We start from the raw sequence: 8,781 nt of genomic DNA, 5'->3' as shown, positions 1-8,781 counted from the left end.
CGGCCATTCTCCCCGCCATTTTAGCCAACTGTCAGGTTCAGTCTAAACTTCTACAATTAAAGGCACTGTTCGCCGAGCACGAACGGCTGGGCGCCGATCTGCCCTCCCCCGACGCGCGCTTCCAACGGCTTCCCGTGGTCGCGCCCTGTGGCCGGTCCGGGCTGCCCGCAAGCCACCCGATCCGTTACTCATCCGATGCCAACACGATCGACCTCGTAAGCGCGCCGTCCAATGCCAAGGAGGCGTTCAGCAAGCCGGGCTGGAAACGCATCGTGGGCAGCATCCAAGACGACGCTCCCGCATTGACGTTCCACAAGAACGTCACCGAGATGGAGGCCGCGAACGAGGCGATGGACTGGGTCGGGCTGATCCACGCCGATGGCAACGGGCTGGGCCGCCTGTTTCTCAACTTTGATGTACACGTCGGACGGGACGAGCCCGCCCGTGCCTACATCGAGCGTTACCGGAACTTCTCCCGGGCACTGGACGACTGCACCCGGAAAGCCTTCGCCGGGGCGCTGGCGGCGCTCGACGCGCGGCGCGGGGCGGAGTCCGGCAAGCCGCTGCCGGTGGTGCCGATGGTTCTGGGCGGCGATGACCTGACCGCGCTGTGCGACGGCACCATGGCCGTGCGGCTGGCGGCCGATTACGTCACCCGATTCATGGACGAGACCGCCGCCAATGAACACATCCAGAAGGTCTGGAAGGGCCCGCTCGGTGTCTGCGCCGGGGTCGCTCTGGTCAAGCCCCACTATCCCCACCACGCGGCCTACGAACTCGCCTGCGACCTGCTGGAATCGGCGAAGGGGGGCAAGCGCGTCTTCCGGCGCGGGGACGATATCCTGCCCTTCGCGGCGCTCGACGTGCATGTCCACCTCGACAGCAGCGGCGACGATCTGGGGCTGGTGCGGGAGCGGCTTCGCTCGCGCGATGGAGAAGCGGCGCTGACCGTCCGTCCCTTCGTCGTGCGCGCGCCGGACGACGCGGACCTCGACGTCAGGGCGCGGGACTGGGCCAAGGTGCGCGGTTGGGATTGGCTGGAGCGGGTCATGCCGGTGATGCCGCGCGGCGGCGGGGATCTCGATCGCGAGGCTCGGCTGCCCAACAGCGTGCTGCACGACCTGTGCGCGGCGGCGCAGGACGGGATGGATGTGGCCAATGCCCGCCTGCGCGCCGTTCTGGGCCGCGAGCACAAGGACGCGCCGTCCCGAGTGAAGGACGCCTGGGCACGGCTGCTCGACAGCACCGACCCGCGCACGGCCAGCCTCTTCGTGCGGCTTCCCGACGACGGGCCGGACAAGCCGGAGCACACGGCGCGGCTTCCCGACGCGCTCGACCTCATGGACTTCTGGCGATGACGGGGGGCTCGGGCATGATGGCGCAAGGCGACGGCTTCCGGCTGGCGCGGTCTGGCGGTGGGGCCACGGCGCTGACGCTGCGGCTGGAGATGCTGTCCGACTGGCACGTCGGCACAGGGGCGGGGCAGCCGGGCGGGATCGACCGGCTGGTCGCCCGCGACGGCGACGGGCTGCCCTTCGTCCCGGCGAAGAGCCTGACCGGAATCTACCGGGACGCCTGCGAGCGGCTGGCCGCGGCGCTCGACAACGGCGGGTCCGGCTGGCGGGCGGTCGTGGAAACCCTGTTCGGCTCTCAGCCGAGCCTGAACAGCAAGGCCGATGCCGCCCCTCCCCGCCCGGCGGCGCTGTCGGTGCGCCCGGCACGCTTTCCGAAGGCCTTGGTGGAAGCCCTGAAGCCGGAGGACATGGCGCCCCTGCGCGCGGCCCTGACCTTCGTGAAGCCCGGTGTCGCAATGGACCCGTTGCGCGGCCGGGCGCTGGACGAGCATCTGCGGTTCGAGGAAATGGCGCGGCTGGGCGCGGTGCTGGAGGCGCCCGCCACGCTGGAGCTGCCCGATGACGCCGGGGAGGAGGCGCTGGCCGCCATGTCCGCCCTGCTGCTCGCCGCGACGCGGCTGGTCGAGGCGCTGGGCGGCAAGCGGCGGCGCGGCGCGGGTCGCGTCCGGCTGACCATCGAGGGCCATGGCGACGTGGCGGTCGAGGCCGCGCTCGACTGGCTCGACGCGCATCCGGACGCGCCGGCGATGCCGCAAAGCACGGCGCGTGGAGCGCTGGCCGCCGATGACGGCGGAACCGCTCCCGAACCGGCGGACAACGGCGGATTCGCCCGGTTGCCGCTGACGGTGCGGTTGGAGACGCCGCTGTCGGTGCCGGCGCGCACCTTGGGCAATGTCGGGGAGTCACTGGATTTCGTGCCGGGCACGCTGCTGCTGCCCGTGGTCACGCGGGCGCTGAACGCATCCTCCTCCGTCTCATCCGCTCGGGTGAGGGCGGCGGTGCGGCGCGGCGATCTGCGGGTCCTGCCCCTGACTCCTGAGGTCGGCGGCCGGCGCGGCCTGCCGGCACCCGCCGTCCTGGCACGGGTGAAGGACTCGCCAGACAAGACCGTCATCAACCGCCTGCGGATCGACCGGAAGGAGCAGCTCAAGCCCGTCCGCGGCGGCTATGTGGTCGAGGATGCGGCGGGACTGCACCATGGCACGGTCGCCTTCACGCTCCACACCCACAACACCATCGACGACTCCGTGCAGCGTCCGACGGAGAAGGTCGGCGGCCTCTACGCCTACCGGGCGATTCCCGCGGGCACGGTCCTGCGCAGCGAGATCCTGGCCCGGCCGGGGCTTGCCGGGGCTTTGGAGGAACCGGCCGTCCGCGAGCGCCTGACGGGTGGGCATCGGCTGGGCCGCAGCAAGAAGGACGACTTCGGCGCCGTCCGTATCGAGGTCGCCGGCCCCCTGGTGACCGGCCAGCCGCTGGCCGCAGCGGCGCCGCTCACCGGAGCGGACGCCGCCGACATCGTCGTCTGGTGCCAGAGCGACCTGCTGCTGCGCGGCCCGGCACTCCGCCCCGCGGTGCGCGCGGCCGATCTGGCCGAGGCGGTGGAGCGGGTGCTGGGCGGTTCGGTAACGGTCACGCCCCCCGTATCAGGGCTGGTCCGCACAGCCATCCGCACCCGCCGGCTGGAATCCTGGCACGAGGGCTGGGGGCTGCCGCGTCCCTCGCTGGTCGCCATCGCGGCCGGCTCCTGCGCCGTGCTGCGCGTCAGTCCACCTCCATCGGCGGAGACGCTGCGCGCATTGGAAGCGGAAGGTCTGGGGGAGCGGCGGGCCGAAGGCTATGGCGCCATCGCCATCGACCCGCCCCTGCTGGCCGGCGGCACCCTCGCGCTTGCGGACGAGCGGGCGGAAACGGAAGCCGGGGATCGTCCAGCCGCACCCGCCGTCGGCGGCGACTTCGCCGAACGGATCGAGGAGGAGGCATGGCGCGACGCCCTGCGGCAGGCGGCCCTGGTGGCCGGTGCCGACGAGGAGGTTCGTAAGGCGATGTGGCTCACGCCGAACGGCGATGGGGCGCCGGGGATGAGCCAGCTCGGCAACCTTCGGGTCCAGGTGCAGGCGTTGCGGACATGGCAGGACGCCCCCGCCGTGCTCGGCTGGTTCGATCAACTGGAATCGGTGAAGCAGCGGCGCAAGCGCTGGCCGGAGCAGACCCGTAAAGCCTTCATGGCGCTCTTCGAGGATCGGGACGCGGTGTGGACGCGGCTCGGCGGGCATCTCCGCCCGCCCCCGTCCCTCACCGGCCGTACGGCCGATGCCGTGAAGACGGAGTTGTGGGCGGAAGCGGTGCGGGCTTTCCTCCAGTCGGTGTTCCACAATCACAAGCGTGCGCTGGATGGTGCCGCCGGCGGAACGAGCGGGGAGGAGACCGGCCATGCCGCGTGACCTGATCGAACGCTGGCGCGTGGCCGGGACGCTGGTCGCCCGCACCGCCATTCATGTCGGCGGGATGGTCGGCGATCCGGACACCGACCTCCCCCTGGCGCGCGACGGAGCGAACCGCTGGTGCATTCCCGGCACCAGCCTCGCGGGGGCTTTCCGCGCCTGGTGGGAGGCGGCGTTCGGCGCCAAGGACACGGCCAGCCTGTGGGGGACCGTGCCGAAGAAGTCGGGCAGTCCGAACGACGGCTGGGCCAGCTTCATCATCGTCGAGGATGCGCCTCTCACCGTCCCGGGCGGCGCGGTGGAATTGCGCGACGGCGTCGGCATCGACCGCATTCACGGCGCCGCCGCCGACCGCATCAAGCACGACCGCGCGGTGCTGCCCGCGGGAACCGCCTTGGGCCTGTCGATCACGGTCGAGGTGGAGCGCAAGCAATCGCGTGCGGAAATCGAAGCGATGCTGGCGCATTTCCTCACCGCGCTGGCCGAGGGGCGCATCCCGCTCGGCGCCGGGCGCACGCGCGGCCTCGGGCGCGTCGCTCTGAAGAAGGATGGTCTTCTCATCCGCCGGCAGGCGCTGGAGGACCGCAAGGGCATTCTCGAAACCTTGCGGACGAACGGCTCCGCCGTGTCGCTGGACGCGATGGACCGGAGCGGCGCAACACCCGCCGCGTCCCGGCGGCTGCGCATCGCCCTGACATGGGAGCCGCTCGGTCCGGTCATGTCACGGGCGGCGCTGGACGGTTTGGCGGTGGACGCGCTTCCCCTGATGGGCCGGGAGGGCGATACGATCCGCCCCCTGCTGACCGGAGCCGGTGTGAAGGGCGTGCTGCGCGCGCAGGCGGAGCGCATCGTGCGAACGCTCCTCGATCTGTCGGCGGACGGACATTTTCTCGACCAAGTGCGGGTCCCGCTGGTCCGCGCGCTGTTCGGAGATCCCGGCGAGACGGAGGAGCCGCGCCTTGGGCGCGGCGCGCTGTCCGTGGAGGACTGCTACGGCGAATGGAAAACCGACGCCGACGGCCATCGGGCCATGATTGCCGAGGGCAAGGCGCCCGGCTGGCGAGCTGCGCACCACGTCGCCATCGACCGCTGGACGGGCGGCGCGGCGGAGGGGCTGCTGTTCAGCGTGCTGGAGCCGCGCGGCGTGACCTGGCGCCCCCTGGTGCTCGAACTCGACCTGACCCGCCTGGACCCGGAGGAGACTCTGGCCGCCCTGTCGCTGCTCCTGCTCGTGCTCGACGATCTGGCGGCGGGGCGCCTGCCCATGGGCTTCGCGGGCAACCGGGGCATGGGCGCCATCGCGGTGCGGAGCATAGACCTTGAGGACGACGGCACCGCCGTGCCGTCCGGCGACGATGTCACGGCCAGGACCGACGCCACGGTCAGGGCGGTGCTCGGCGGGCTGAAAGGGCGGACGCTCGACGGCGGGCTCCTCGCCCACATCGCGGGAGATCAGCGCGATCGGCTCGCCGAGGCATGGCGGAGCTGGATCGACGGCGCGGCGGCAAAGCAGCGGGGAGCGGCATGACGGTGAATCTGAATCGCTGGCGCCTGTCCGGCCCCGTGACGCTGGACAAGGCCGTCGCGGCGTTCCGCGAGGCCGGCCCGGCATGGGAGGCGGCGCGGGTCCTGCTCTACACGCCCGAGACATGCGTGTTCGACTGGCTCGACGATGTGCGCCCGCTTCCCGCCAACACGTTCGAGGCGCGGATCTTTTGCAGGAACGCCGAGTTGCGCTGGCTGCGCGATCCGCTCGGCGATGGCGAAGGAGACGCGGTGCTGCTGACGGACTCCGTCCTTCCGGACCGGTCCGGTCTGGAAGCGATCAAGCTGGAAGCGATCGACACGCCCCCGATCATCGCCGCCTTCGACCGGCGCTACGTCCTGTGGGGCCGGGGAACCGGCGGCGGCGACGACCGCCATTCGGACGACCGCCATTCGACGCTCGGCACGGCGCGGATCGGCACCCGTTGCGCCCCCATCGGCGGTGTCGGCAAGGACCAGTACGCCGCCCTGACCGCCGTTGAGTACGCCGCCGCCGAGGCCACGCACGGCAACGCCTATATCGTCGAGGAACGGCTGACCGGCCTGATCATGGCTTCGCCCGAATTTCCGCCGGAGGCTCCCAGCGATGACTGATCTGACTCCCGGACTCCTTGTCTTTGCGCCGAACAGCAAACCGGGCCAACCGCCGATCCGCCGTCTGTCCTACCGGAACAAGAAGGGCGACATGACCGCCCCCGGCGCCTTTCAGTTGGAGCAGCTCTCCGCCGACCTCGCCCAGCGCACCGAGCCGGAAATCGAGGTGGAACTGGAGCTGGCCGGCGGCAAGCCGGTGCGCATCCGCCCGCGGGGCGGTTCGTGGGTCGATCCCGGGCGGTCCGCGCCGCCGCTGGCCCGCACGCCCCAACCCGGGCGCGCTCAGAACGGGCGGCCCGGACCGGGCCGGCAGGCGCGGACCGCCCGGGAGTCCGGCCATCACCACCACAACCCCTACTCCTTCATTCCCGCCCCGCCGCGCGACACGGACGGGAACAAGCCGCTCGGCGACCGGCGGGCGCCGTCGCAGGACCGTTTCCACGCCGGGCTCCATTATGGCCGCATCATCGTGGAGATGACGGCGGAGACGCCGCTGCTGGTTCCCGACGCCACCGGCGCCCGAGACCTGGAGAACGGCCACAAGATCCTTCCCCTGCGCACGCGCGCGGACGGCACGCCCGACATTCCGCCGACGGCGGTGAAGGGCATGCTGCGCGCCGCCTACGAGGCCGTCACCAACTCCCGCTTCGGGATTTTCACGGAGCATGACCGGCGGCTCGGCCGGCGCATGGAATCGAAAGACGCGCTGGGCATGGTGCCCGCGCGCATCCGCGACGGGCGGGTGGAGCTGTGCCTTGGCGCCAACCACGAGAGCATCCTGCGCTCGGATTCCGCGCCTCCGACGGCCTGCGCCGCCTGGCTCCCGCGCTACACCGCCGGGCGGCCGGAGAGCGAGAACCGCAGGGCCCTGACCTACACCGAGGACGGCAGCCTGCCGCAGCACGGCGACCGGGTACGCTGCCTGATCCGGCGCTACCGCCAGCACCGCTGGAATCGCGGGCGCAGCCAGCACGAGGCGTCATTCGAGTACTGGCGGGTGATCGCCATCGCGCGGGCCGACGGCGGGGCGACCCCGGTGCCGCCGTCCGGCCAGCGCGACTTCGCCCGCCGCGACGGCGCGAACTGGCACGAGCCGCTGGAGGAGCAGCGCACGGTCGAAGGCTGGGTGAGCATCACCAACCAGAATTTCTCGAAAAAACACGACGAGCGCGTCTTCTTCACCGCCGCCGCCAAGCCGCCGTCCTTCGCCCTCGATCCGGCATGGCGCGCCGCGTGGGACGACCTGATCGCCGATTATCGGGCCATCCACGAGAAGGACCTGGAGAAGCGCCGGGGCAAGGCCGCGCCGGACTCCGCGGAGGCGCGCGCGTCCTACGCCGCCTTCCGCGGGCGGGAGCCGGGTCAGACGGCGTGGTCGGCCCATCTCTACGACGACTCCCACGCCGTCCTGCGCGACGGCACGCTGTGCCACGCCCGCATCGATCCGGCCAGCGGACGCATTCTCGGCCTCTATCCGGTGATGATCTCACGCGACCTGCACCCGGTGGCGCCGTCGACGCTGCTCCCGCCGTCGCTTCACCCGGCAACCGCTAGGGATGAACTGTCGCCGGCAGACCGCGTGTTCGGCTGGGTGAACGGCAAGGGCGCCGGGGCCAGCCGCGGCAACCTGCGGATCGGGCCGGTGGAACCCATTGCGGATACCGTGGCGGTGGACCGCTTCGACCCGCCCCTGCCCCTGGCCATTCTGGGCCAGCCGAAGCCCCATTACGCCCGCTTCTATGTTGCCGCCGACGACCAGGGCCGCGCGCAGCCCACTGGCACGGACCGGAAGAACACCGGATACACGCTCGGCAAGGGTCTGCGCGGGCGCAAGGTCTATCCCCATCACAAGGCGCTGCCCGAGGGGTATTGGACGGCTTCGGCGGACGCCCCCCTGGCGCATGCGGGCCGTTTCCGCGAGTATCTGCGCGCGCCCTCCGACGATCCCAAGGACAGACGCCAGGACGACCAGAACCGGTCGGTCGACGCCTGGGTCCGGCCGGGCAGCAGCTTCCGTTTCGCGATCGACGTCGGCCACCTCACCGACGAGGAGCTTGGGGCGCTGCTCTGGCTTCTCGACCTTCCGGACGAGGCGGTCCACCGCTTCGGCGGCGGCAAGCCGCTGGGTTTCGGCAGCGTCCGCCTGCGCATGATCAAGGCGGAGCTGGCCGATGGTGCCGCGCTGGCCGACCGCTACCGCAGCCTGTCCCCGGTCGCCGAGACCGGGTCGGCCGGGCAGCGCGCCATCGAACGCTTCAAACATGCGGTGAAGGCCGCCTGTCAAGGCGGCGCGCTCCCGTTCGAGCGCGTTCCCTGGATCGCGGCCTTCCTCACCGCCGCGCGCGGCCTGGGGACGGACCGTGCGCCGGTCCATTATCCACGGGCCGTCCTTCCCGACGACCGGGGGCACCCGCGCCCGCGCGCCCGGGGCGAGAACTTCCGCTGGTTCGTGGAGAATGATCGGGAAGGCGGTCGTTCCGCCCTGCCGGACCTCGACACCCCTCCCGCCCCACTCCCCCTCTGGCCATCGGAAACCTGAGTGCGATGGACGGGTGCCGTCAACTTGCCGGCCACCCAGATGCCAGGGCCGATGGTGGCGGGTTGCGGCAGGGCTTGGCGACAAGCCCCGCTCCCCGCTACGCCGGCTATCGCTATCCCATCGATCATTGCGGCGGCGCTTTGGCTGCACTTCCGTTTGGCGCGCAGTTAGCGAACGGTCGAGGCATTGCTGCCGGCACGCAGCTTCATGGTGAGCTGCGAGACGGTACGCTTCGACATCCAACGCTTTTCACCGGAATTCGGGCAAAGGGCCATCCCCCACATCACCTCAGACCCACCCGCCA

At 71.3% G+C, this 8,781-nt stretch carries 5 protein-coding genes; all 5 read left to right on the top strand.

All coding sequences use genetic code 11. The features are described from left to right. The coding region (locus DXK32_RS16640) for a Cas10/Cmr2 second palm domain-containing protein (RefSeq protein WP_205215738.1) at positions 1–1,358 on the top strand (1,358 nt) is incomplete at its 5' end. After that, a complete protein-coding gene (locus DXK32_RS16635) occupies positions 1,355–3,799 on the top strand; it encodes an RAMP superfamily CRISPR-associated protein (RefSeq protein ID WP_114859536.1) in 2,445 nt (814 codons plus the stop codon). The genes DXK32_RS16640 and DXK32_RS16635, both read left to right, overlap by 4 nt. Beyond that, entirely contained in the window at positions 3,789–5,327 is a 1,539-nt protein-coding gene (locus DXK32_RS16630) for an RAMP superfamily CRISPR-associated protein (protein ID WP_162801214.1), read from the top strand. Before DXK32_RS16635 ends, DXK32_RS16630 begins: the two co-directional genes overlap by 11 nt. After that, positions 5,324–5,938, top strand: a complete 615-nt coding sequence (csx19, locus tag DXK32_RS16625) for a type III-D CRISPR-associated protein Csx19 (RefSeq protein ID WP_114859534.1) — start codon at positions 5,324–5,326, stop codon at positions 5,936–5,938. The genes DXK32_RS16630 and csx19 overlap by 4 nt, the downstream gene beginning before the upstream one ends. Then, the gene (locus DXK32_RS16620; RefSeq protein ID WP_114859533.1) at positions 5,931–8,477 is read left to right on the top strand and encodes a TIGR03986 family type III CRISPR-associated RAMP protein; all 2,547 of its coding nucleotides are present in this window, start codon (positions 5,931–5,933) and stop codon (positions 8,475–8,477) included. Before csx19 ends, DXK32_RS16620 begins: the two co-directional genes overlap by 8 nt. The last annotated feature ends 304 nt before the right edge of the window (positions 8,478–8,781 follow it).

The sequence above is a fragment of the Azospirillum brasilense genome, from assembly GCF_003349955.1.
GTDB classification, from domain to species: domain Bacteria; phylum Pseudomonadota; class Alphaproteobacteria; order Azospirillales; family Azospirillaceae; genus Azospirillum; species Azospirillum brasilense_B.
Note: the sequence above shows the minus strand (reverse complement) of the source record. Positions and strands in the feature narration are given on the sequence as shown.